Origin of the sequence: Shewanella goraebulensis, from assembly GCF_030252245.1 — a bacterium.
GTDB lineage: Bacteria > Pseudomonadota > Gammaproteobacteria > Enterobacterales > Shewanellaceae > Shewanella > Shewanella goraebulensis.
In genome coordinates this window covers 2545293-2566984 of record NZ_CP126972.1, presented here as the reverse complement: position 1 = coordinate 2566984, position 21692 = coordinate 2545293, and the positions used below count along the sequence as shown (strand labels likewise).

Sequence of the window (21692 nt, the reverse complement as noted above, 5' to 3'; positions counted from 1 at the left end):
AAATTTAAAGGCCGCTCTTTAATTAGCGGTCTTTTTGTTGGTTTATTCATTAGTGAACTGAAGCAATATGTTTTTATAGTGAAAAATATTCAACTTTAAATGTGCTTATTTTTAGTATGTGTTTTTTGCCTAATAGCGACTCTATTAACAAATTGCAGGCGCCAATGACAAACTGAATGTTGAAGGAAATAAGCGTGAAGATTGAACTGATAAATACAGAAGCTGAGCAAATTGTTGAGCAGTTGATTACAGGTGTGCGTTCATTTAATCATGAGCATATGGGGGATGAAACATCAAAGCCGCTGACTGTTGTTATAAAAGATGACAAAGATAATGTAATTGCAGGGTTAGCTGGAAGAACAATTTATAATAAGTTTTTGATTAATGTATTGTGGGTCGATGAAAAACTAAGAGGTGAAGGGCTAGGTTATAAACTTATGGAGCTCGCTGAAAGTGAAGCCAGAAAGCGAGGCTGCCGTGCTGCACAAGTTGATACTTTGGCATTCCAAGCTTCTGACTTTTATCAAAAGAATGGCTTTACTATCATCGGCACCGCGCCTGGTTTTCCAGGCTGTCCTGAACAATATTTCTTATTTAAACATTATGATTAACGACTCATGCAGAGAGTTAAAGGCTGGCTTACTCGCCAGCCCATAGGGTAAAACGCTGGTTAATAACTGCCTTTTTTGCGGCTACGTGATTCTGTCTGGACAGTATTGATCATTTTCCCAAAGGCCTTATCTTTAGCACGCTTTTGCGCCAAAGTTGCACTATTAAAAGCTTGTTCTCTCATTAGTTTTTGATAACTTATAAAACGCCTTTCGGTTATTTTTCCTTGCAGAATCGCTTTTTGAACAGCACAACCCGGTTCATCACCGTGCTGACAATCAGCAAAACGACATTGTGTTGCTAGTTCTGTGATTTCACTAAAGGTTTCACTTACGCCTTGCTCACAAGCACTTAGTTGCAGTTCTCGCATACCAGGGGTGTCTAGAATTAAACCACCTTGTGGTAATAATCTTAATGCTCTGGAAGTTGTCGTATGGCGTCCTTTACTATCATCTTCACGGATTGCACTTGTTAGCTGCGTATCTACACCCATTAACCCATTCACTAAGGTAGACTTGCCCACGCCTGACGAGCCTAGCAGTGCGATAGTTTTACCTTGTTTGCAATAACCACTGAGTTCAGTTAAATCGCTTGTATCTAAAGCATTTAGTGCATGAACCATCATGAAAGGATCAAGAGCCTGAACTTGTTGGCGTTTATCATCTGAGTCGATACATTGATCAGCTTTGGTCAGCACAATGATAGGCTCAACTTCGGCTTCTTTTGCTAACGCAAGGTATCGTTCAATTCGATTTAATTTAAAGTCTTGGTTTAGAGAACAAACAATAAATAAGCTATCGACGTTAGATGAGATAAGCTGAGTATCAACTTTGCTTCCAGGTGCTTTTCGCTCAAATAAAGACTGCCTATCTAATAAACGCATAAATCTATTTTCATGATTAAATATTACCCAATCACCGACACAAAGTTTATCCGTTTCAGAAGCTTGAATTGGCGTTTGTGACAATTTGAAAACACCAGTTTCTGTTATTGCGACAACACCACTTCGATGTTGCTCAATAACTCTTCCAAGGTATAGGCGTTCGTTCGCTGAATTCGAAACCAATAATTCAACCTCTTCTAACGAAAGTTGTTGTTGAAAATAAGGTCGCCAACCTAGTTGTGCTAACGAAAGAGGTGAAGAATGCATAAATTGACCTTTAATGATTAATGCCTGTTTTTGAGTAAAAATTAGTTTATTGGGTTAGATAATTCAATTTGTAAATAATATCGCCAGTTGCAGGCCATGTTAACTCACTGTCAAATGCAAAACCGTATGATTGGTAGAACTTACGTCCAATTATGTTCTGTTTAAAGACCTTTACTTGTAAGTCTCCATGAATTTGTTCGGCTTTGTTCATTAATGCTCTGCCAAACCCTTTTCGGTGACTGTTAACATCTACAAATAGCCCGCCAATTTCATTCCCAATGAGTGCGATAAACCCCACCACTTTATTTTCATCAATAACTACCCAAGTATCAGCGTTAGGTAAGTAGAGGCTAGGGATGTTATGGCGCTCTTGCTCAAAAAAATCCTTGTTCATGAATGGGTGAGCAACTTTTGAAGCACTTTCCCAAGCAGCCATGACTTCTGCTAAATCTGTATCTCGGTACTGTCTGATTTTTATGTTCATATTACTAATTTTGATGTTTTTAATCCCATACATAGGATTAAGTTGCTTTAATGGAGCTCATTTTAAGGATTAGCTAGAAAGTAATATTGAATAAAAACGACAAGTCAGTGAACGGGAGGGCAAATAATTCAGTCTGGGTTTATGACGTATTAAGTTTTAATGTTGTTAATACATATACTTTATTAAATCCGTAGTAAATAATGAGATATCACCTAATAAATTCGATATCACGGTAGCAAGTGAGTCATTTACTCAATATGGAGATTGAGCAATGTATTTAGAGTTGGCCATTTTGGCAGTTTTTGCTTTTAGTTACAGTTTAATTGCAGGCCGCGTAGAAACCTCAATGATTTCAGGACCAATGGTATTTGTGGTTGTTGGATTCATTTTGGGCCCATCTGTGCTTGGCTGGCTAGGTGGTGAGTTTGGCAATAACGGCATGCGAGTATTTGCCGATCTAACCTTGGCAGTCGTGTTATTTTGTGATGCGTCAAACAGTAATTTATCTGTTTTAAAAAAATATATCAGCATTCCTACTCGTATGCTCTTGTATGGTTTACCAGGCGCTATCGCTTTGGGGGTCTTGGTGGGTTATCTCCTGTTTCCTAATTTAACCGTTTATGAGATAGCAGCCTTAGCAACCATGCTCGCTGCTACCGATGCTGCTCTGGGTAAGGCTGTGGTTTCAAGTCCAATTGTGCCATCGAAATTACGTGAAGGTTTAAACATTGAAAGTGGATTAAATGACGGTATTTGTGTGCCGATTTTGTTTGTCTTTTTGGCACTAGCAGCAGGTAGTGTTGCAGAAGGGCAAGTGTCACATATTGCATTTACCTATTTACTTGAAGAATTAGGCATTGGCTTAATGGTTGGTCTGTCAGCCAGTTTTATTGCGGCTAAATTAATAAAATATAGCTATCAAAAAAACTGGATTACCGATATTTGGAGTCAAAATATAGTACTCAGTTTAGCTTTGTGCTGTTTTGCTATTTCACAAGAACTCCATGGAAGTGGATACATTGCAGCATTTTCAGGTGGCTTGCTTTTTGGACACTTGATGAAAGACGTTAAGCACAAAATGATTTTGCCTACTGAAGGTATAGGTGAAATCTTAGCGCTACTTACTTGGATGTTATTTGGCGCTATTGTTATTGGTTCTGCTTTTGAATCCTTTACATGGACGATGTTGATATACGCATTACTGAGTTTGACCTTAGTACGAATGTTGCCGATATTTTTAGCATTAGGCAGGAAGGGGGAGAATATTCCAACTCGGATATTTCTTGGTTGGTTTGGCCCACGTGGATTAGCATCAATTGTTTTTGTCATCATTATGCTTGAACGAGATTTACCTGGTGGCGACTTTATGGCGATGACGGTGATTTGTACTGTATTTATTAGTTTAATTGTCCATGGCGTTTCAGCAAAGCCCATGTCTAAATGGATCAGCACAAGAGTTAAATAAGGCTATTAAGTAAAAGCTTTAAATAACCAAAACAAGTCGATGAACCTGTAATAGTCACTAATGTGACTATTACAGGTTAAATTCAAGTTATTTAGCTAATACTTATAACTAAACGTACTTTTTTAGCTTAGCTAAAAACCTGCATGATAATTACAACAATCAAGAACGGACAGACAAACTTCACGTACACAGGCCAAATACGCCAGAATAAGCTATTTTGATTAACCCCATCTTGTTGTGCAATTTCTGCAAGTAATTCATTTCTATGCCATACCCAGCCCATAAAGATAGCAATGCCTAAGGCGATTAAAGGTTGTGCACGCTCTGTCGTTAGAGTAATAATTAAGCCAAATAAACTGCTGAAGTTAAATACTATTACTGAAGCAATTACCGCAATCACAGCGCCAACCATAAGGGTTGCTTTACTGCGAGTCACTGATGTTTTTTCAACGATATAGCTGGTCGGAACTTCGACAATCGACATCGCAGATGTCAGTCCTGCAATCGTCATTAATACAAAAAACACAATAGCTAAAATATATTGACTAACACCGCCAATCGAGTCGAATAATGCCGGTAAAACACTGAAAACTAAAGTGTCTGAATTAAGCAAACTGCCATCTTCTGCAAATATCTGCACTCCATTATGTTGTGCTACGTACATTGCAGGAATGATCATTAACGCTGCTAGAAAAGCCACCATAGTATCTGTAAGTGTTACGAATGCCGTTAATTTGCTTAAGCTTTCTTGCTTATGTAAGTAAGCGCCATACACCATCATGGCACCGGTACCAACGGATAAAGAAAAGAAGGTTTGGCCCAATGCGCCGACTAAAACATCGGTATGAAATACCATTGAAAAATCTGGCACCAATAACACTTTTAAACCTTCAATCGCACCTGGCTGACTTAATATGTAGAACGCGCCGCCAACTAGCATAAGTAATAACATGGGCATTAAACGTTTTGACCAACGCTCGATGCCTTGTTGTACTCCTTGTCTGATGACTAGGATCACTAAGGCAATAAACACTAGGGTAAAGACAAAATTACGAGAAACAGAGAAGTCAGTTAACCAATTGGCGATTTCAGGCTTGTTTGCTATTTGTGCAACTGGTGCTATAGCAAAACTAATAAACCAACCCGATAAAATGCTGTAGAAGGTACAGATTAACGTCGCGGTAATAATTGAAATAAATCCTATAACTTTACCGATATTTTTTGTTTTAGCTGAATGTCCAAGTCTTGCCATAGCATCAGCAGGGTTGGTTTGTCCATGGCGACCGACCATAAGCTCAGCCATCAACATTGGGTAGCCTAATAATACAATCAGCAGCACATACACTAATAAAAATGCGCCGCCACCGTGAGTAGCCGCTTGCGTAGGGAATCCCCAAATGTTGCCGACACCGACAGCAGAACCCGCTGCCGCCATGATGAATCCGATACGTGAACTGAAATGTCCGTCTGCTTGTGCGCTCATTATGACTCTCTGATGAGTTAGAAATGTAAAAGAGCGCGAATAATAGTGATTTGAGAACTTTCGTCAATAATGATTAATTGCGGGTTAGGCTTTTTTAGTGGGATAACTCATGGTTATATTGGTTTATAGTGAAATTAAATCTCAAAAATAGGGTTTTAATTGAGATTTAAACTGCTAAGAGTAACCATGTGAACGGTTTGCGCAATCTTATATTTTAAAACCTTGAATAGTAAAGTTTGATCAAGTGCACATTTAACCTAGTGGTATCGCAGTGCTACTTTTGACTTTCTTAAGTACAAAACTTGAGTGAACCCCAGCGATATGCGAGTTAGTTGTCAGTTTGTCGAGTAAGAATAGCTTGTAATCCTGCATATCTTTAACCAGCACTTTAAGATGATAATCAGCCTCACTGCCTGTGATTAAACTGCATTCTTGCACTTCCTCATAGCGCGTAATATCGGCCTCAAATGCTTCTAAAATTACACTGGTATGCTTTTCTAAGCGAACCTGGATATAAACAGTTAATGCTAAATTAAAGTGCTCAGGGTTGAGTAAAGTTGAATAACCTGCAATATACCCGGCATCTTCTAAAGCTTTAACCCGACGAGAACAAGGTGAAGGGGATAATCCAACTTTTAAAGCCAGTTCTTGATTTGATAATCGGCCGTGTTCTTGTAAGTGTGTAAGAATCGCAAAATCGATTTTATCTAGTGTCAGTTCGTTCATGCGAGACCTTTTAGTGTTGCTTGCAATGAGCTATTGCTTCCAATGAATGGATTATAATCTTGTTGTTTTGAAAAGTAACCAAACTAACAGGTTTCTAATGTTTGCGCTTAATGAGACTGATTATTCTTTAAATGATTCATCTTGAAATATTCAAAGTTGATTTATCTGTCAAAAATTTTTATTTTATTTCTTGTTCATGTTTAATTTATGTTGACTCAATGACATAACGACATTATTTTGCACATCCATTTTCATACTCTATTTTAAACAAGGAAAGACGTCATGACAGAACCATCTGCGATCAGCTTGATCCCGCCTGTGGTTGTTTTGATATTAGCAATATTATTAAGAAGACCTATCCTCGCTTTGGTGATAGGTGCTGTTGTGGGTTTATTAATGCTCGATCCTACTGAAGCATTGAATAACTTTTCAGAAATTTCATTAAAAGTGATGGCTGACGAAACCATTGGTTGGCTTATTTTAGTGTGTGGTACTTTTGGCGCTTTGATTGCTCTACTGGTGAGAACTGGTGGCGCTTTTGCTTTTGGTAAAAATGCTTTAAAAATCGCTAAAGGACCTAAGTCATCTTTGATGATGACCTATGTATTGGGTGTCGCGATATTTATCGACGATTACCTGAATGCATTAACCGTTGGTGAAACGATGAAACGTGTCACTGATAAGTTTCGTATTTCCCGTGAAATGCTGGCATACGTTGTTGATTCAACTGCAGCACCTATTTGTGTACTTGTCCCTTTATCTACTTGGGCTGTGTTCTTTGGAGGCTTGCTAGTGGATAACGGTATCGCAGGTACGGGCGAAGCTATTTCGGTTTATATGTCAGCAATACCGTACATGCTATACGCTTGGGTTGCTGTAATTATGGTGCCGTTAGTGGTGATGGGAGTTATTCCTCTATTTGGACCTATGAAAAAGGCTGAGTTAAAAGCGAAGCAAGGGATTGGAATACCCGTTGACGAATCTACTGACATTCAAACTAGTAATGATTACGCTGTGAAAGCGATCGAAGATGAATTTAAGACTGCAGACCATCAAGGTAAGCTGCACAACTTTTTAGTGCCTATCGTCATGTTAGTGGGGTTTACCGTTTACTTTGATATTGATGTATGGCTCGGCTTATTGGCTACAATGGTGGTTACGATTCCTTATTATGCCGTACAAAAATTAATGCCTTTCGCAGAAATGATGGAGCAAATGATCGATGGTTTTAAAAGTATGCTACCTGCAATCGGCACTGTTATTGCTGCATTTATTTTTAAAGATGTTTGCGATCAACTGCTGCTACCGCAATTTGTGATCGAAAGCTTAAGCCCTTATATGACTGCTTCTCTTTTACCTGCTGTAGTCTTTGTCGCCATGGCGCTACTTGCTTTTGCAACCGGTTCAAGTTGGGGCATATTCGCTGTGTCGATTCCAATTGTGATGCCATTGGCTCAAGCTGTTAATGCTGACATTCCTTTAGTTATCGGTGCGCTGCTCTCTGCGTCATCATTTGGTAGCCAGGCTTGTTTTTACAGTGATTCTACTGTGCTTGCTGCTCAAGGTGCTGGATGTAACTTAGTAAGTCATGCCGTAACACAGTTACCTTATACACTAATCGCAGCAGTAATAACCTTCATAGGATTCATTGTTATTGCGTGATAATGTTGAGTTAACATATATCAATGAAATATAAATAAAACCAGTGCTTTTCACTGGTTTTTTGTTTAGAGGATAACAAGGATGACAGTTCTGCAGAATCCGAGCTCACCATTGTTTACTGGCTGTAAATTGGCATTGTTGTTTCATGACCAATTAGTGGTGTATCGCAGAGACAATATCTCATCAATCCCATTTCCAAACCTGTGGGACTTTCCTGGTGGCGGGCGAGAAGGAAATGAAAGTCCTGAGCAATGTGTACTAAGAGAGCTGGATGAAGAATTCTCAATTGCGCTGACGCAAGATAGATTGATATATAAACAAGGTGGAGCTAATCAGACAGCAGATGGTATGTCATATTTCTACGTAGCTGAAGCTAATAAACAAGAAATTGAGTCAATTCAATTTGGCGACGAAGGACAATATTGGCGACTGATGCCAATTGCTGAGTATCTGCAATGTGAGGAAGCGATATTGCCTTTACAGCAACGGTTGAGGGTTTATCTTGAGACTATTAGCGACATTTAAGCTTGATAAGCACAGATTTTGACAAAAGCAATTTGAAGCAAAGCCCAAAGAGAATGGAATCCAATATAAATCGTCTTTGTCGAACCAATAAACATAAGCAGGAAGCACAATGTATATACCCAAAAAGTTGGCGATTCAATCAGTTGAACAGATGCACGACTTTATCGATGAATTTAGTTTTGCCGTGGTAACAACCGCAGATTTAACAGCATCTCATTTGCCATTACTGTTAAAACGTGAAGAAGGCGAGTTTGGCACCTTATATGGTCACCTTGCTAAAGCCAATAACCATTGGAAGTCAATGGATATGCAAACGTTACTGGTGGTGTTTTCAGGCCCACATGGTTATATATCACCTACATGGTATGACTCTTATCCTGCGGTGCCGACTTGGAACTATGCAGCTGTTCATATTAAAGGTGAAGTGACCCTGACTGATGAAGAGACTACTTTGCAAATATTGACTGATACTGTCAAAACTTACGAATCAAACTTATTAACACCGTTAGATGCTTCAGATGCAGAGCAACAAGGTTTTATCCCGGAAGATTACAAAGATAAGTTATCGAAAGCGATTATTGGCTTTAAAATTACCATCACTGAAATAGAGGGAAAGCTCAAACTTGGGCAACACAGATCTGATGCCGATCAACAAGGTGTTATTACAGGATTATCACTTTCTCAACGATTTGATGATAAAGCCTTGTTAGCTTATACCAAACGACATAGATAAAATAACTGACACATTTTGGAATACAATGGTAATGAAATGATGAAAAGTACTAATAACCTTCAAACTGACAATGTGAATGCCATAGATGGCTACAATATTACCACTGACAAAACGTGTATTGATATCAAGGTTGTTCATCATTTTATTGCATCTTCCTATTGGGCAAAAAACATTCCGCTTAACGTGTTGCAAAAAGCAATTAAAAACTCGTTATGTTTTAGTGTGCTAGCACAAGATAATCAACAGGTAGGATTTGCCAGACTCATTACAGATAAGGCGACATTTGCTTACTTGGCGGACGTATTTGTTGTGGATGAGCATAGAGGTAAAGGATTAAGTAAATGGTTAATTGAGACTATTGTCAGTCATCCTGAAACTACCGGCTTGAGAAGAATGATGCTAGCAACCAGTGATGCACATGGTTTGTATGCTCAATTTGGTTTTTTACCTATTGATAATCCAGAAATTCTAATGCAGATTTGGCAGCCTAATATTTATTCCATTACCAAAGGCTAATTCTTATAACTGCTAGAGCTACCAACACATCTCTATCTCCCATCTGCTAATAGTTAACTCTCAATAATCAACAGCCAATAATCAACAGCCATAATCAAATTAGTTTAATGTCAGTTATCAATAAAGCTGGTTGTTTTTTCTGCATCTAAACTAATGATATTTAAAAGCATCAATTGATCCGTTACAGTATGCTAACTAGTTATTAAACATGTTAAATAATTTATCAGGTTACGATATGTCAGCTTCTCAATTGGTAGATAAAACTCAAGATTTAGATTTCGTAAAAGCAGCAACATTAAACACGATAGCGAAAACGGATATTCAACAAAGTGATCTTCATGGTTTTGGTTTGTTTGCCACTGGCACAATGAACAGCGAGCAAATTCTTTATCTATTTGATGGTCAAGTTGTATCGATTGAGGATTATGAAAAAATAGAAAACTTGATGGCTCAACAAATTGAACCTTATAAAAATTATATTTTTATGGAATGTAATTACCTTAACAATAAAACGCTTTTGGTAAGAAATTTTAGAACCAAATACAGTTATATTAACCATTCTAGAACGCCGAATACTGAGATTAGATATCACCCTATGAGGTTAGTGACACTTAGTGATATTGCTATCGGTGATGAGTTAACGATTGATTATCGAAAAGAACAATTATCGGATGATTACCTAACGAATCCTGAGAAACAATTTTTATAATCTTACAGTCAATCACTACAATAATAAGAACAAGATATGCCTAAATTACGTGTTATGTGCGTTCAGCCTATTGAGGTTGATGCAGAGCAGTATGAACAGCTCATCAGTAAAAAGAGTCGTATAGGCCGATTAATTGGTACTTTTGATAAAAACGACTTCAAAATTGAGTGGTTACAACAATTCAATAAATTACACCGAGATTTATCAAACTATAAAAGTATCTACGGTGCTCAAGACACTAAAATTTCCAATGAATTACTTAAAAATGATTTAACACAACAAAGATTTTTAGTGAATGGTCAACATGACATAAGTGAATATGTTGATTTAGAAAATACCACATATGAATTGGTTTTCGACCAGCGTTTTTTTAATTTTGTACTAGTTGTAGAACTGCATTTAGCTATACCAGATGAAAAAATTGAGGAAATTTTAGCGACTGATTTAGTTGAAGGCGGTGTAGATTTTTACAACACATTAAGAAACCTTTTAGTCAAAGAGCATGATGACTCGCAGTTAAGCGAGTGGGGCAATGCAGTGCGTTTAGCTGTGTGTAAAAAAATTCAAAGCATCAGCCATATTTCTTTACGTGGAAGCGCACGTCCGCTTGCTTATATTGGTAATAACTCTGGAAATCTCACTTTTTTTGTGGATGAAAGCCCACAGAAAAAAGCGGTTAAACAGCAGTTCTTAAAATGCAATGCAATAGCTGAAAGAGTAAAGGGTAATAACACCACCATTATTGATAATGACTGTGTTCATTATGCTTTCTTTAGTCGATTTCACACAATCATCACTAAAGATATTGGTCGATATTATCGTTTTGCGCCTATTCAACATCATATTCAATCGACTTGGTACTATGTCAGTTTTTATAGCCGTGTTTTAGATAAGTTAAATAGTCATATTCTGGCTAATGATTCTAAGAAAACACTCAATTCAAAACGTAATGTTATTGATGAATATATTAATAAAATTGAATTGTTACGGATGAATAATGAAAACTTTAAGCTGGCTATCGAGTCTGACAATGAAGATGTTTATCAAAAAATAGAAAGTAAGTGGAATGTTGAAAGCAGCCTTGAGCATGCTAAAACTTACGTTAGTTTTTTTAAAGATTACCTTGAGCGAGCTTATGCAAGAAAAGCTGAGCAAGCTAATCGTCGTCAAAATCAGATTTTATTTATTATCTCTTGTATTCAGATACTTGGTTTAATCAGTATTTGGAGTGACTATTTAGGCCTGAATAAAATAGAACGATTTATCAATTCAACGGGCATCCATACAGGCTCAAGCGTGGATACCGTACTGCAAATTAACACTTGGTTACCGATTGGTCTGATTGGTGTGCTGGCGTTGTTGATGATGCTAGCTTACGTTAAAAAGGACTAATATTTAAAGGGAGCCAATGCTCCCTTTTTTAATTGACGATATGTAGGACAACTATTGTCATGCTATTTAGCTGATCTGTTCTGCTGTTTGATAAACCTAATCAAAGGTATCCAGACAAGACCACAAAGCAATCCACTGATAACCCCAATAAAGTGGGATTCTGTGGCTACTCTGGCATTGATGATGGCACTAACACTTTCACTAGCGCCAAAATACATCTCGTAACCAACTTTAACAAACACTCCGAGCAAAAGAAGGTAACCAGAAAAGTAGCCTTTTCGTATATCCAAAAGCGAGCCAAAGGTGAAAAGGCCATGCAATAATCCGCTAAGGCCGACATAACCTTTTAGTTCTGGGAAAAACCAATAAAGCCCGAGTCCTTCCAAAATACATAAACTGATGAATAAGGCAATGAATTGGCTGGCTTGGGATTTGTAATGCGTTTCATGAAGAAACAAAATTACCCAAAAGCCAGCTAAATTCATTAATAAATGCCACAAATTAGTATGAAGCAGGTTACCTGTAATAATCCGCCAGTACTCACCAGCCTGAATATTGACATAGCGATAACTTAAAATATTGTCGATATTATTAGCACCTAGTGGTGTCAACGACATGAAAAACATTACACAGGAAGCAATGCTAATCAAAATTGCAAAGTAATATGTACTTGCACTGCTTCGGCTACTTCGTGCCATAAATAAAATCCGTTTAATTTGTTATCAAGAATCTTGCAAGTTAATGGGCGTATTTACATTTTTGATTCTAGTGCATTCATTATTGTTTGCTGATTATCAAGATAATCATCTAAACCTCGTTGCCTGAGATGGCAGGCTGGGCAGTCACCACAACCACTTCCTTTAATGCCGTTATAACAAGTTAATGTCTCTTCAGTGACTAATTTAAGAGATTGGTATTTATCAGCCAAAGCCCATGTTTCAGCTTTGTTTAGCCACATTAATGGCGTCACAATTTTAAGTGGTTTATCCATACCTAAAACTAGTGATTGCTCTATAGATTTAATGAACTCATTTCGACAGTCTGGGTAACCAGAAAAGTCTGTTTCACAAACGCCGGTGATAATAGCATCGCAACCTAATTGGTAAGCGTAGATGCCCGCGAGAGTTAAAAACAAAATGTTTCGGCCTGGCACGAAAGTACTTGGTAACCCATTGTCCATCAGTTCATGGGATACTGGTATTGCGTCTCTGGTAAGGGATGAAATAGCCAGTTCATTAAGTAAGCTGACATCCATGACTTTATGACTCGCAATATTTAATTGTTTTGCTAATGATTGTGCAATTTCAATTTCTTGACGATGGCGCTGGCCGTAATCGAAGGTAATAGCATGGACTTCATCATACTGAGTAAGTGCTTGAATTAAACAAGTTGTGGAGTCTTGGCCACCACTAAATACAACAATTGCTTTGGACATTAATTTCACCGTAAAAATCATAACTGTTGGCTGCTGAGGGATGTATTCACTCAGAGTTGTTAAATTAAACAGTTATGAGTCAAATAATTATCAATATTAGTATATTTTATCTTATTGCAGGTCTTGATAGCAAAAACTTGCAGCAGAATTGAAAATCATCTATAAATGCGCCCTTGAAGCGAGCTAGGTTAGAGGCGCTTTCAATTTAAATCTATTAATTTAACAAGTATGCTTTTGATAAAGTGCTATTTTGACAATAAGGCTAGGCAATGAATTATCCTGTAAACGAAGTATTCGAAACAATTCAAGGTGAAGGAACGTTTACTGGTGTCCCGGCTATTTTTGTTCGTCTTCAAGGCTGCCCAGTGGGGTGTTCTTGGTGTGATACTAAGCAAACTTGGGAAGTACTAGCAGAAAACCATGTTGTTCAAGAACAAGTTATTCAAGTGGATGGCACAATTGGTCGTTGGTCTGAACATGACGGCTTAAGCTTAATTGCTGCTTTTAAAGCAAAAGGATTCACTGCAAAACATATTGTGTTAACTGGTGGCGAGCCTTGTTTATATGATCTTACAGCAATGACTAACGACTTTATCGCTGCCGGATATGACATTCAGATTGAAACAAGTGGAACGTTTGAAGTGATTTGCCACGAAGATGTTTGGGTGACAGTTTCACCTAAAGTTAATATGAAGGGGGGCTATGCCGTTCTTGAACAAGCCTTGGTGCGTGCAAATGAAATTAAGCACCCGATTGCAACTCAAAAACATATTGATGAGCTTGATATGCTTCTTGAACCAATTGATATCAATGATAAGACTATTTGCTTGCAACCTATCAGCCAAAAAGCAAGGGCGACTGAACTTGCGATGAAGACCTGCATCGCAAGAAATTGGCGTTTATCAATTCAAACACATAAATATCTCGATATAGACTAAAGCATTTGTTTTAATAGCTGATAAATTACTGACAATAAAAAACCGCTGTAATAGCGGTTTTTTTACTTATTAGAAAGTTACCAAGCTATTTCAAACAACCTGAATCATTGAATTTTTTCAGTAAATCATCATATTGTTTTGTAGAACCAATATTCTCTTCAATCCAGCTATCATTATAATAAGTATCTAAATAGCGTTCACCTGAATCACATAACAAAGTCACTAAAGAACCTTGCTGACCTTGTTGTTTCATTTTGCAAGCAAGTTGCAATACACCGAATAAGTTTGTGCCAGTAGATGGCCCCACTTTACGGCCAATTAAAGAAGCAAGCCAATTCATTGTTGCTAGTGACGCAGCATCTGGAATTTTTATCATGTCATCAACCACACCTGCTATAAATGAAGGCTCGACTCTTGGTCTACCAATGCCTTCAATTTTACTGCCATTCTCACAAGTAATTGATAAGTCTCCTTGATGGAAATAATCAAAAAACACTGAATTATCAGGGTCGACAACGCATAATTGAGTGGGGAGTTGCTGGTAATTAAGATAACGACCTATAGTCGCAGAGGTGCCACCGGTACCAGGGCTCATCACAATCCAAGCTGGAATCGGATGTGGCTCCTTTTTCATTTGATTAAAAATGGAATCAGCAATGTTGTTGTTACCACGCCAATCGGTTGCGCGTTCAGCAAAGGTAAACTGATCCATATAGTGACCGTTCAATTCGTCCGCTAAACGTTGAGATTCAGCATATATTTTAGAGCTGTGATCTACAAAATGGCATTGTCCGCCATAAAACTCAATTTGCTCAATTTTGGTTTTAGCAGTAGAAGAGGGCATAACTGCAATAAATGGCAGTCCTAATAAACGAGAAAAATACGCTTCTGAAACGGCAGTGCTTCCTGATGAAGCTTCTATAATGGTTGTTTCTTCGTTTACCCAGCCATTAGATAAGGCATATAGAAACAATGAGCGTGCTAAACGATGTTTAAGGCTACCTGTAGGGTGCGTACTTTCATCTTTTAGATAAATATCTATGCCAGCAAGCTGAGGAAGGTCTAATTTAATTAAATGTGTGTCAGCGCTTCGCTGGAAGTCAGCTTCGATTTTGGCGATTGCTTGATTAACCCATTGCTTGGACATAATGAAACCTTAACTAGAAAAGAGGTCATCATCATAGTCTTATTTATAAGCTGCTTAAAGAGGCATAAATCTCTATTAATGTAAAAAATCATTAATTTACAAGTAGGTAACAATTAATTGTTTGCTTAAAACCGAACAGTGAAAATTGTATGTAAAGATAATTTATTGTTTGATAAACAGATTTAGAAAATTTGGATAGATAAAATAAGCAATACTTAATAGGGGGAAGATTAAATCTAAAGATTGAAGGATATAGCGGAGTTAATCATTAATGACTTCTTGTATTGAAGAATTCATTAATAAAAATAAGAAGTGGTGGAGGGAGAAGGATTCGAACCTTCGAAGGCTGAGCCGTCAGATTTACAGTCTGATCCCTTTGGCCACTCGGGAACCCCTCCACATTTTCTTACTTTTTACTGCTTATATTGTTGGCCACAACAATATATTTTTTAATGATAAACATTCCGATAAATGGTGGAGGGAGAAGGATTCGAACCTTCGAAGGCTGAGCCGTCAGATTTACAGTCTGATCCCTTTGGCCACTCGGGAACCCCTCCACGAAACGGTATATTTATCAATGGTGCAAATGGTGGAGGGAGAAGGATTCGAACCTTCGAAGGCTGAGCCGTCAGATTTACAGTCTGATCCCTTTGGCCACTCGGGAACCCCTCCTCAATTGCGGCGAGAATAATAGTCACGAATTAAATATAAGTAAAGCCAAAATCGAAAATAACTCTCAAGTATTTGCTCAAGTGGTCGATAAAATAACAATCGCAGTATTTAATGATGTTTTTATATGCAAATTGAGTTTCCTTTAGTCAATGAACTACAACTTGGCAATCGCTTAAATGATGCGATTGAGCATGATCGTCGTGGTGAATTTGGCCTTCTTTTATCTATGCTCTCTATTGATGCACGTGATATGTCTCAATTTCAATTAGATAAAGAACTCAATATAGATGAAAAACTGCACAAAACATTTGAGTTACCTAAAGAGCAGCAATTGGTTTGTGACTTATCACAACAAGAAGCAATTAATAATGCAGAAGAGTTTCAGCGAGGTGGCGCATCGCAATTTCATTTAACTCAAGCACTACGACCTGAAGCGTTAGTCACCCGTGGTCAGTATCAAGATGACATGCAAAGAGTATTGGCCAACTGTGATGAGTTAACCAAACTTAAACATAAGCAGTCTGTACCTGAAATCACTGAGATAAATCAAATCCACTTTTTAGATCAATTAACCACTCAGCGTAAAATAAGTGAAACCTTAGCAAGTCAACTTCATGCAGTTGCTTGATAATTTAAAATATAAAAAACATGGCTGTCACAATTGTTGAATATCATGCTCTACTAATTGTGTGAACTAGCTAATTAATTATTTTCAGTTTTTACGTTATGCTGACGCTTTATAGCAGTGAAAGGCGATTAAGATGATTAAAACAATTACTAAGCAAGAAGTTCAAGTTAGTGATAGTTGCAACGACTGCGGTTCATTCGTGGATATTGGCACTGTGATTGATGAGCAGGATACGCATTTAATCCTTCAAGTAGAAGGTGAAAACGCAGATGTTGATACACAAAATATTATTCAAAAAGCACAACAACGCTTCGAGTCAGTGAAAACAAGCTTTGATAAATCTGACAAGCATTATACGATTTTTCTTGAATTCGAATTTACAGCTGAGAAAATGATATTCCAGTTAGAAAATAGTCTTTAGACAGTAAAGCCGTTGATTATTATGTGTATTTGATGGTTACATCTTGCATTTTTTCGTTGTAAGTGTAACCTGCGTTACAGAAGTTTTTTTGAAATGAGCTATTTTGCTTGTTTCTATTGCAGTATTTTACTGTCATTTTAAATGGGTAAAATTTATTTACCCTGATTTTGAGCGATAGAACCTCCAAAGAACGAGGTCAACCCGATTGCTGAGCAGTCTTGTTGGGAATAATAATGAAACAAAGTAAGCAACAACATTTATTAGAGTTGATAGTTAACTCCGTGGCTAAAGAGAAAGGGGATTTTACCCAAACCTCTGAATTAGCATGTAAATTGTTACTAAAATATTTTAATGCTACTAGTGTATCTGTTATTTCATTACGCAATGAAGCGTTAGAGCAAAAGGTTGTTGCTTGTCTGTCTCCTAATGCTGAGGTTAGTGATGCTATTAAGCAACTAAGACATAATCACTTAACATCAGAAAGTTATTTAGAAGAAATTCGTTGTTACCGACATATCGCTAGTAGTATCTCTGCTACTGACAAACGACTCAGCTGTTTCTCAGATTATTATCAACAATCAGGTATTCAATCTAATCTCGATGTTGCCATTCGAATTAATGGTCATATCGAGGGTTTGTTATGTATTGAATTTGACAGTCATGTTGAATTATCTATTCCAACAATTGAATTTGCTTGCCAATTTGCTGATCAGCTTGCACTGACATTGGCTACTCGTTATGCCTATGATAATGATGAACGTTTAACTTTATTTCATAGTGCTACTGAACAAGCACAGCATGTATTGATGTTAGTGAACCTTAAAACACAGATCATTGAGTACATTAATCCTGCACACGAAAAAATGACTGGTTTAAGTCGTCACGTTGTGCAAGATAATGAACTGATTACTTTAGATTTTTTTAGAGGTAAACGAGAGTTAGCTAATGAGTTAACTGAAAAACTTATAGCTGGTGATATGGTTCAAGGCGAAGCTGAATTAGAAAGAATTGATGGCACTAAATATTGGGCTCAATATCAAGCAAGCCGGTTTGTTACGCAACAAGGGAATTATTATGCCTTGGTGTCTTGTATTGATGTAACAGAACAACGATACCATAAAAATGAGTTAGAAAATTTAGCATGGAACTGCTCATTAACAGGATTACATAATCGACTTCATTTTACCCAGCAACTCGAACGTGCGACCTCAGGTGTTTTGTTTCTTATCGATTTAATGGGCTTTAAGCGCTTTAATGATACCAGCGGTCACGAACAAGGCGATGCACTACTCACTGAAGTCGCTAGACGCTTAAAACATTTTGCGAAAAGCAATGCTGCTATTGATGTGGCACGTGTTGGTAGTGATGAATTTGCAGTATTACTGCCAGAAATAGTTTCGAGTGATATTCTTGAAGAGCAGGTATTTAAATTATATCAAAAACTGGCAGTACCATCAGTCATTGGCCGTGAGAAAGTGGATCCTAAAGCTGCTATTGCTGTTGTAGATGTTGGCGCTGTTGCCCAACAGTTTTCGCCTTTATCTTGTGCCGATATTGCTCTGCAGTATGCTAAAAAGAAGGCTATGTTGAATTATCAAATCTTTAATGATGATTTGTTAGCTACATTCAAAAATAATGCAGATATTGAACGTGATTTAATGTCTGCAATTCGTGGCAGACAGTTTGAACTTTACTATCAGCCATTAATGGATTTAAAAAACCATAAGTTTATTGGTGCAGAAGCGCTTATTCGTTGGCACCACCCTAAAAAAGGCGTGCTATACCCAGGTGCTTTTATAGAAATAGCAGAACAATCTGGGATGATAAACGCTATTGGCGATTGGGTGCTTGAGGCTGCTTGTAAACAACTTAATTTATGGCAACACAAAAACGTTGATATCGTTATGCATGTTAATGTTGCTGCAAGACAGTTTTTCAGTGGTAATTTGTTTGAACAAGTTTGGAATTTAGTCACTCGCTATCGTTTAAAGCCGCAAAGTTTAATACTGGAGATTACTGAAACTGAATTAATGGGCGATATCCGCCATGCGACACGTTTATGCCAAGAGTTGGCCGATTTAGGTGTCGGACTGGCTATTGACGATTTCGGTACAGGCTACAGTTCTATGCGTTATTTAAAGCAATTTCCAATCAGTAAATTAAAAATCGATCGCTCGTTTATTTCTGATTTAACGACAAGTCATGAAAGTCGTGAAATTGTCAGTGCTATCATCGCCATGGCAAAAGCACTGAACATTTCATTAACTGCAGAAGGAGTTGAAACTAAAGAGCAGGAAGTGTTCTTAGAAGATAGCTGCTGTCACCATGCTCAAGGTTATTTGTATAGTCCAGCTATTCGAGAAAATGAGTTTTCAAAGTTCATTTTTGACCAAAATGAAGTGGTCCACTAATTCATTAGTCTACCAAGTCACTAGGCCATCTTTTTCATGCAACAGGCTTTAAATTTTTTGCCACTGTGACAAATACATTTATCGTTTCGTTTAGGTAATTGTGCAACCTTTTGTGTTCCATTTGTGTAATACCATTTACCATCTAAATATTGAAATTGCGAACATTCATATATTGCATCAATCTCGCCGCCATTTAGATACCAAGCTTTAAACGTGACAGTTCCCGTTTGAGCGTTATAGTTCTCTGTAGTTTGTTCAACGTCTAAACCTAACCATTGAGTATCATCAGCGCCTTGTGCAAGCAAGTTGATGGTTAGCCCATTTAAAAATTGAGGATGATGGGTTTCAATTAAATACTCAAACTGTTGCAGTGCAAAGGCACAATAACGCGAGCGCATCAGTGACTCTACGTTGTCTGCTGATTGAATTTTTAGGTGATAAGGTTGGCAGCAATATTGATATTGTTTCGCTAAGCCACAAGGGCATGGACTTTGAACTTCTATTTTCATTTTTCGATTTATGTTTTAAAGATTTAATTTTGTGATTAATGATTATGGCTATCTGTTTCATTATGAACATCAATTTCCACTTCAACACTATTTACTGATTCGTTTAATTGATTAAGCTTTGGATTAAATTGACGACCGTAATATAGATTGGATACTGGTTTTGCTGTGAAATAAAAGTCTGGATTAGCCTTGGTATTTGAGTCAACAATAAACTGCCATTGTTGTTTGCCCACTTTGCGTGAGACTAAAACGAACTTTCCTGAAAATACGCTAGTAGGTTCACCGGTTTCTTTACGAGGGTGAAAGCGAACTAGGTAATAACCAACATCAGTAGCGGTTTTCTCAGTGAGTTTACGGTTGATGATTCTAAAATCAACATCAATATGAGCCGACTTTTTAGCGATTTTCTTAAAAAAAACGCTATATAGCGCTAGAATATCGTCTTTACCTGTCACTATCTCTTTATCTAGTGTTTCTGATATATAAACAGCATCATCAGCGTAAATGGTGTCAATACTATCAAGATCTAAATTTTCGAAACCACTAGAGAAGACTTTATAGTTAGCATTGATTACATCATTATCCGATAATTGATCGGCAGATACGAAAAAGCTCATAAAAGAGAAGAAGCTGATAAAAAATAGTTTGATATGGCTCATGCAAATAGAATGCTCTTAAATATAATGCGTGTTAAATGAATGCAGGTGCACTTCATAATATGGATAACACTATAAATTATTCCATCAAGTATCAAAAGCAACGAATCTTTACAAAGTGTGTAGGAGTGGTTTATGCAGGAACAAGATAATGATTTATTTTTAGCAGAAATGGCCGATGTAAAGCCATTAAAGGCAAGCGACAATCATTTTAATATTCAAAACCAGTCTGTTACAGAGGGACAATTAGCAAGAAGAGCGGCTGCAGCGCAGAACGAGTACTTACAAAAGTTAACAATTGATCCAATCATGATGACTGTAGTAGAACCAGAAGAAATCATTAGTTATAAAATAAATGGCGTTCAAGAGGAAGTGTTTCGTCATTTACGTCTTGGGAAATATAAATCAAAAACAACCTTAGATTTACACGCCTATAGATTATCAAAGGCGCGTGAAGAGCTGATAAATGCCATTCTATTGGCTTATGAAAGAGGTGAGCGCAATTTACTCATTATTCATGGTAAAGGGTTTAAAAGTCGGCCATTTCCAGCCCTAATGAAATCTGCAGTGAATACTTGGTTAGTTCAATTAGAGCAAGTGCAGGCATTTCATAGTGCGACCCGTGAACAAGGTGGAACAGGCGCTTTGTTTGTTATGTTAGTTAAAAATGATCAACAAAGAGTTATTTCAAGCGAAACCAACCGTAAAGGTAGTGGCTTTCGATAATCTTATAAATGAAAAATCTAGTGTGTTTCACAAATAACAATGCCTCAAATCAAGGAGAGCTGATATAAATTGAGATAGTGAAAAAGGCCAGATTTGCGGGTATTTTACTAAATCAATAAATATGCAAGAACAAAAATTAATACGACAAATATTGCGACAGTAGGTAAGTTATTATCCCTTGGACTTATTTCGTTATTAAGCCGTTTTGAACGTTCATTTCGATGTTTTATATAACTACTTTTTTTCATATGATGCCTTGATTTTCATCCAAGAAAACCGAACTAATAGATGATGTTACAAAAATCTAATATCAATTATCACAGTTCATCATTTTTACAAATGTTGTAATTCCAGCGAGTGATTGGAATTTAATTTTTGTTGATGTGTGCAGTAACAGTTTATAGATCCTGTTGTTAGCAAGCTTTGTTGATAAAGAAGTTACTTTGTCATTTCTATTCGTAAAAAGAACTAAGTTTTGATCGTAATTGTGAGCTTAGAATCTTTTTATAAAAATTAATTTTTTGAAAAATAAATTATAGTAATAAAAACTTTAAAGACTTTAATAAATTGTTTTTAAACAGTTACTTGATTGGGTTTTAGCTTGTCTGATACAAATTAGGTATTGGCTAACGTTTGACTATAACTGATCGGGTTGTGCAGTCTGTTTATTGTTCACATGACAAAATACAAAATGG

At 37.1% G+C, this 21692-nt stretch carries 22 protein-coding genes and 3 tRNA genes; 13 read left to right on the top strand and 12 right to left on the bottom strand.

Annotated features, from left to right (window positions below):
* Nucleotides 1–194: 194 nt before the first annotated feature.
* Complete coding sequence (locus QPX86_RS10820) at nt 195–611, top strand: GNAT family N-acetyltransferase (protein WP_285162636.1); 417 nt, start codon at nt 195–197, stop codon at nt 609–611.
* 59 nt (nt 612–670) lie between these two features.
* On the opposite strand, the gene rsgA is transcribed toward QPX86_RS10820, so the two are convergent.
* Together rsgA and QPX86_RS10810 are read right to left on the bottom strand one after the other, a co-directional pair.
* The gene (rsgA, locus tag QPX86_RS10815; protein ID WP_285162635.1) at nt 671–1759 is read right to left on the bottom strand and encodes a ribosome small subunit-dependent GTPase A; all 1089 of its coding nucleotides are present in this window, start codon (nt 1757–1759) and stop codon (nt 671–673) included.
* A gap of 46 nt (nt 1760–1805) precedes the next feature.
* A complete protein-coding gene (locus QPX86_RS10810) occupies nt 1806–2243 on the bottom strand; it encodes a GNAT family N-acetyltransferase (RefSeq protein ID WP_285162634.1) in 438 nt (145 codons plus the stop codon).
* Nucleotides 2244–2514: 271 nt separating this feature from the next.
* Here QPX86_RS10810 and QPX86_RS10805 point away from each other — a divergent pair, with 271 nt between their 5' ends.
* Nucleotides 2515–3708 (top strand): cation:proton antiporter, encoded by a 1194-nt coding sequence (locus QPX86_RS10805; protein ID WP_285162632.1) that lies wholly within the window; start codon nt 2515–2517, stop codon nt 3706–3708.
* Nucleotides 3709–3835: 127 nt separating this feature from the next.
* Here QPX86_RS10805 and QPX86_RS10800 read toward each other — a convergent pair whose 3' ends face one another.
* Together QPX86_RS10800 and QPX86_RS10795 are read right to left on the bottom strand one after the other, a co-directional pair.
* Nucleotides 3836–5191 (bottom strand): sodium-dependent transporter, encoded by a 1356-nt coding sequence (locus QPX86_RS10800; protein WP_285162631.1) that lies wholly within the window; start codon nt 5189–5191, stop codon nt 3836–3838.
* A gap of 252 nt (nt 5192–5443) precedes the next feature.
* Nucleotides 5444–5917 carry an Lrp/AsnC family transcriptional regulator gene (locus tag QPX86_RS10795; RefSeq protein ID WP_220754618.1) on the bottom strand — a complete coding sequence of 158 codons (474 nt, stop codon included), beginning with the start codon at nt 5915–5917 and terminating at the stop codon, nt 5444–5446.
* 282 nt (nt 5918–6199) lie between these two features.
* On the opposite strand from QPX86_RS10795, the gene QPX86_RS10790 reads away from it, so the two are divergent.
* From QPX86_RS10790 to QPX86_RS10765, 6 genes are all read left to right on the top strand, one after another.
* A complete protein-coding gene (locus QPX86_RS10790) occupies nt 6200–7579 on the top strand; it encodes a Na+/H+ antiporter NhaC family protein (RefSeq protein WP_220754617.1) in 1380 nt (459 codons plus the stop codon).
* A gap of 81 nt (nt 7580–7660) precedes the next feature.
* Complete coding sequence (locus QPX86_RS10785) at nt 7661–8104, top strand: NUDIX hydrolase (protein WP_285162629.1); 444 nt, start codon at nt 7661–7663, stop codon at nt 8102–8104.
* 109 nt (nt 8105–8213) lie between these two features.
* On the top strand, nt 8214–8837 hold the full coding sequence (locus QPX86_RS10780; RefSeq protein WP_285162628.1) for an FMN-binding negative transcriptional regulator: 624 nt from the start codon (nt 8214–8216) through the stop codon (nt 8835–8837).
* A gap of 36 nt (nt 8838–8873) precedes the next feature.
* A complete protein-coding gene (locus QPX86_RS10775) occupies nt 8874–9353 on the top strand; it encodes a GNAT family N-acetyltransferase (RefSeq protein WP_285162627.1) in 480 nt (159 codons plus the stop codon).
* 235 nt (nt 9354–9588) lie between these two features.
* Complete coding sequence (locus QPX86_RS10770; protein WP_285162625.1) at nt 9589–10062, top strand: SET domain-containing protein-lysine N-methyltransferase; 474 nt, start codon at nt 9589–9591, stop codon at nt 10060–10062.
* Nucleotides 10063–10098: 36 nt separating this feature from the next.
* Nucleotides 10099–11454: a hypothetical protein gene (locus QPX86_RS10765; RefSeq protein WP_285162624.1), complete on the top strand. Its 1356-nt coding sequence runs from the start codon at nt 10099–10101 to the stop codon at nt 11452–11454.
* 62 nt (nt 11455–11516) lie between these two features.
* Here QPX86_RS10765 and rrtA read toward each other — a convergent pair whose 3' ends face one another.
* Together rrtA and queC are read right to left on the bottom strand one after the other, a co-directional pair.
* Nucleotides 11517–12152 carry a rhombosortase gene (gene rrtA, locus QPX86_RS10760; RefSeq protein ID WP_285162623.1) on the bottom strand — a complete coding sequence of 212 codons (636 nt, stop codon included), beginning with the start codon at nt 12150–12152 and terminating at the stop codon, nt 11517–11519.
* A gap of 53 nt (nt 12153–12205) precedes the next feature.
* Complete coding sequence (gene queC / locus QPX86_RS10755; RefSeq protein ID WP_374758509.1) at nt 12206–12910, bottom strand: 7-cyano-7-deazaguanine synthase QueC; 705 nt, start codon at nt 12908–12910, stop codon at nt 12206–12208.
* Nucleotides 12911–13158: 248 nt separating this feature from the next.
* On the opposite strand from queC, the gene queE reads away from it, so the two are divergent.
* Nucleotides 13159–13827 (top strand): 7-carboxy-7-deazaguanine synthase QueE, encoded by a 669-nt coding sequence (gene queE, locus QPX86_RS10750; RefSeq protein WP_285162622.1) that lies wholly within the window; start codon nt 13159–13161, stop codon nt 13825–13827.
* An 85-nt stretch (nt 13828–13912) separates the two neighbouring features.
* Here queE and QPX86_RS10745 read toward each other — a convergent pair whose 3' ends face one another.
* From QPX86_RS10745 to QPX86_RS10730, 4 genes are all read right to left on the bottom strand, one after another.
* Nucleotides 13913–14974 carry a PLP-dependent cysteine synthase family protein gene (locus QPX86_RS10745; RefSeq protein WP_285162621.1) on the bottom strand — a complete coding sequence of 354 codons (1062 nt, stop codon included), beginning with the start codon at nt 14972–14974 and terminating at the stop codon, nt 13913–13915.
* Nucleotides 14975–15287: 313 nt separating this feature from the next.
* Nucleotides 15288–15372, bottom strand: a tRNA-Tyr gene (locus QPX86_RS10740).
* A 74-nt stretch (nt 15373–15446) separates the two neighbouring features.
* Nucleotides 15447–15531, bottom strand: a tRNA-Tyr gene (locus tag QPX86_RS10735).
* A 30-nt stretch (nt 15532–15561) separates the two neighbouring features.
* A tRNA-Tyr gene (locus QPX86_RS10730) sits at nt 15562–15646 on the bottom strand.
* Nucleotides 15647–15770: 124 nt separating this feature from the next.
* Between QPX86_RS10730 and QPX86_RS10725 the strand changes: the two genes are divergently transcribed.
* From QPX86_RS10725 to QPX86_RS10715, 3 genes are all read left to right on the top strand, one after another.
* Nucleotides 15771–16274 (top strand): VC2046/SO_2500 family protein, encoded by a 504-nt coding sequence (locus tag QPX86_RS10725; protein ID WP_220754609.1) that lies wholly within the window; start codon nt 15771–15773, stop codon nt 16272–16274.
* 133 nt (nt 16275–16407) lie between these two features.
* Nucleotides 16408–16695, top strand: coding sequence for a DUF406 family protein (locus QPX86_RS10720; RefSeq protein ID WP_220754608.1), 288 nt, complete (start codon nt 16408–16410; stop codon nt 16693–16695).
* 233 nt (nt 16696–16928) lie between these two features.
* Nucleotides 16929–19106, top strand: a complete 2178-nt coding sequence (locus QPX86_RS10715) for a putative bifunctional diguanylate cyclase/phosphodiesterase (RefSeq protein ID WP_285162620.1) — start codon at nt 16929–16931, stop codon at nt 19104–19106.
* 20 nt (nt 19107–19126) lie between these two features.
* On the opposite strand, the gene QPX86_RS10710 is transcribed toward QPX86_RS10715, so the two are convergent.
* Together QPX86_RS10710 and QPX86_RS10705 are read right to left on the bottom strand one after the other, a co-directional pair.
* Nucleotides 19127–19615: a YchJ family protein gene (locus QPX86_RS10710; protein ID WP_285162619.1), complete on the bottom strand. Its 489-nt coding sequence runs from the start codon at nt 19613–19615 to the stop codon at nt 19127–19129.
* Nucleotides 19616–19650: 35 nt separating this feature from the next.
* Nucleotides 19651–20274, bottom strand: a complete 624-nt coding sequence (locus QPX86_RS10705) for a YybH family protein (protein WP_220754605.1) — start codon at nt 20272–20274, stop codon at nt 19651–19653.
* A 132-nt stretch (nt 20275–20406) separates the two neighbouring features.
* On the opposite strand from QPX86_RS10705, the gene smrA reads away from it, so the two are divergent.
* A complete protein-coding gene (smrA, locus tag QPX86_RS10700) occupies nt 20407–20997 on the top strand; it encodes a DNA endonuclease SmrA (protein ID WP_285162618.1) in 591 nt (196 codons plus the stop codon).
* Nucleotides 20998–21692: the final 695 nt, after the last annotated feature.

Excerpts from the sequence above, each read along its gene's own strand:
- rsgA (WP_285162635.1), bottom strand. The coding sequence starts at position 1,759 with ATGCATTCTTCACCTCTTTCGTTAGCACAACTAGGTTGGCGACCTTAT.
- QPX86_RS10810 (WP_285162634.1), bottom strand. The coding sequence starts at position 2,243 with ATGAACATAAAAATCAGACAGTACCGAGATACAGATTTAGCAGAAGTC.
- QPX86_RS10805 (WP_285162632.1), top strand. The coding sequence starts at position 2,515 with ATGTATTTAGAGTTGGCCATTTTGGCAGTTTTTGCTTTTAGTTACAGT.
- QPX86_RS10800 (WP_285162631.1), bottom strand. The coding sequence starts at position 5,191 with ATGAGCGCACAAGCAGACGGACATTTCAGTTCACGTATCGGATTCATC.
- QPX86_RS10795 (WP_220754618.1), bottom strand. The coding sequence starts at position 5,917 with ATGAACGAACTGACACTAGATAAAATCGATTTTGCGATTCTTACACAC.
- QPX86_RS10790 (WP_220754617.1), top strand. The coding sequence starts at position 6,200 with ATGACAGAACCATCTGCGATCAGCTTGATCCCGCCTGTGGTTGTTTTG.
- QPX86_RS10785 (WP_285162629.1), top strand. The coding sequence starts at position 7,661 with ATGACAGTTCTGCAGAATCCGAGCTCACCATTGTTTACTGGCTGTAAA.
- QPX86_RS10780 (WP_285162628.1), top strand. The coding sequence starts at position 8,214 with ATGTATATACCCAAAAAGTTGGCGATTCAATCAGTTGAACAGATGCAC.
- QPX86_RS10775 (WP_285162627.1), top strand. The coding sequence starts at position 8,874 with ATGATGAAAAGTACTAATAACCTTCAAACTGACAATGTGAATGCCATA.
- QPX86_RS10770 (WP_285162625.1), top strand. The coding sequence starts at position 9,589 with ATGTCAGCTTCTCAATTGGTAGATAAAACTCAAGATTTAGATTTCGTA.
- QPX86_RS10765 (WP_285162624.1), top strand. The coding sequence starts at position 10,099 with ATGCCTAAATTACGTGTTATGTGCGTTCAGCCTATTGAGGTTGATGCA.
- rrtA (WP_285162623.1), bottom strand. The coding sequence starts at position 12,152 with ATGGCACGAAGTAGCCGAAGCAGTGCAAGTACATATTACTTTGCAATT.
- queC (WP_374758509.1), bottom strand. The coding sequence starts at position 12,910 with ATGATTTTTACGGTGAAATTAATGTCCAAAGCAATTGTTGTATTTAGT.
- queE (WP_285162622.1), top strand. The coding sequence starts at position 13,159 with ATGAATTATCCTGTAAACGAAGTATTCGAAACAATTCAAGGTGAAGGA.
- QPX86_RS10745 (WP_285162621.1), bottom strand. The coding sequence starts at position 14,974 with ATGTCCAAGCAATGGGTTAATCAAGCAATCGCCAAAATCGAAGCTGAC.
- QPX86_RS10725 (WP_220754609.1), top strand. The coding sequence starts at position 15,771 with ATGCAAATTGAGTTTCCTTTAGTCAATGAACTACAACTTGGCAATCGC.
- QPX86_RS10720 (WP_220754608.1), top strand. The coding sequence starts at position 16,408 with ATGATTAAAACAATTACTAAGCAAGAAGTTCAAGTTAGTGATAGTTGC.
- QPX86_RS10715 (WP_285162620.1), top strand. The coding sequence starts at position 16,929 with ATGAAACAAAGTAAGCAACAACATTTATTAGAGTTGATAGTTAACTCC.
- QPX86_RS10710 (WP_285162619.1), bottom strand. The coding sequence starts at position 19,615 with ATGAAAATAGAAGTTCAAAGTCCATGCCCTTGTGGCTTAGCGAAACAA.
- QPX86_RS10705 (WP_220754605.1), bottom strand. The coding sequence starts at position 20,274 with ATGAGCCATATCAAACTATTTTTTATCAGCTTCTTCTCTTTTATGAGC.
- smrA (WP_285162618.1), top strand. The coding sequence starts at position 20,407 with ATGCAGGAACAAGATAATGATTTATTTTTAGCAGAAATGGCCGATGTA.